Origin of the sequence: uncultured Methanobrevibacter sp., assembly GCF_937906425.1 — an archaeon.
Classification (GTDB): domain Archaea; phylum Methanobacteriota; class Methanobacteria; order Methanobacteriales; family Methanobacteriaceae; genus Methanobrevibacter.
Genome location: NZ_CALCYR010000301.1, coordinates 1 through 1,656 on the forward strand (window position 1 = coordinate 1; position 1,656 = coordinate 1,656).

At 39.5% G+C, this 1,656-nt stretch carries 1 protein-coding gene; it reads right to left on the reverse strand.

Translation table 11 applies throughout. From position 1 onward, the window contains the following. Positions 1 to 79 precede the first annotated feature (79 nt). Positions 80 to 1,573, reverse strand: coding sequence for an IMP dehydrogenase (gene guaB, locus Q0138_RS08735; protein WP_297983529.1), 1,494 nt, complete (start codon positions 1,571 to 1,573; stop codon positions 80 to 82). Positions 1,574 to 1,656 lie beyond the last annotated feature (83 nt).

The following is a 1,656-nucleotide window of genomic DNA, read 5'->3' on the forward strand; positions in this document are numbered from 1 at the left end:
GATAAGAGGTCTAATTATCACACTTTCGATTAAGATAATAGTATTTTCTCAAGATACCATCAAATTTAGACCTCTTATCTTAATCGAAAGTGTGATAATTAGGACTTTCATTAGTAATCAGGAAGTCATGTGGGTGTGATTCCTTAATACCGCTGGCAGTAATTCTAACGAAATGGGCAACCTCTTGCATAGTTGCAATGTCCTTAGCACCGCAGTAACCCATGGAAGACTTTAGTCCTCCGACCAATTGGAAGACAACTTCAGCTACAGTTCCTTTATATGGAACTACACCTTCCACACCTTCAGGCACTAATTTGGAATGCTTCATTTGAGAGCCTTTTTCCAATTCCTGGAAGTATCTGTCTGCTCCACCACCAGATCCACCGGTCATTGCACCCATTGAACCCATTCCACGGTATTGCTTGAATTTTCTACCATTCATGGTAACAACTTCACCAGGAGCCTCCAAGGTTCCGGCAAGCAAGTTACCTAACATTACAACATCTGCACCTGCACCGATAGCTTTTGCAATGTCTCCAGAGTATCTGAGACCTCCGTCTGCAATAACTGGAATTCCAGCTTCACTTGCAACATCAGCAACATCTGCAATGGCTGTAAGTTGCGGTACACCAATACCCGCTACAATACGGGTGGTACAAATGGAACCAGGACCAATACCTACCTTAAGACCGTCTGCACCATGTGCTATCAAGTCTTCAGCAGCTTCACGAGTTGCAATATTACCCATACATAAGTCTGCATCAATATTGTCCTTTATGGTTTCTGCAAACTTGACAACATTCATGTTGTGTGCATGAGCACAGTCAATTGAAATGATGTCTGCACCAGCCTGATCCAATGCCATAGCTCTGTCAAGATCAAATGGACCGCATGCAGCAGCAACCAAATACTTGCCATCCTTATCCAATGCAGCATTAGGATGTTGGTCTTGGTTTAAAATATCCTTGATAGTAAGAATACCTACCAATGCACCTTCATCATTAACGACAGGTAGTCTTTCAACCTTGTTTTCATATGCGATATCCAAGGCTTCCTCTTGAGTGATGTTTTCCTTGATGGTAACAACATCAGAGGTCATTATGTCCTTGACCAATCTTTTGGAATCGTTTTTAAGAAATGGCCTTACATCCCTTTTACTGATGATTCCAACAATCTTCTCATTTTCCATAACAGGAAGACCGCTGACTGATTCATTTTCCATAATGTCCTGAACGGTTTCAATTGAGGATTCCGGACTGATGGTAACTACATCACGTACGGTAATGTCTTCTGCACTTTTAACCTTTTTAAGCTCTTCAACTTGTGCTTCCTTGGTGATATTACGGTGAATAACACCGACTCCACCTTCCTGTGCAAGAGCAATGGCCAAATCTGCTTCAGTAACGGTGTCCATTGCAGCACTCATTATAGGAATGTTTAATTTAATGTCCTTTGTTAATTGAATTTTAGTATCTACATCCTTTGCTTCAATCCAGGACGCATTAGGCACAAGTAAAAAATCATCATAAGTATATCCAGGTTTTGCATTATAAATCTTATCTGAAAAATTCAATATCTTGTCTCCTTAAAACTTGTAATTGCGAATAAATAATAAAATAATTCTAAAAATAAATTATTGAAAATTAATTAAAATTA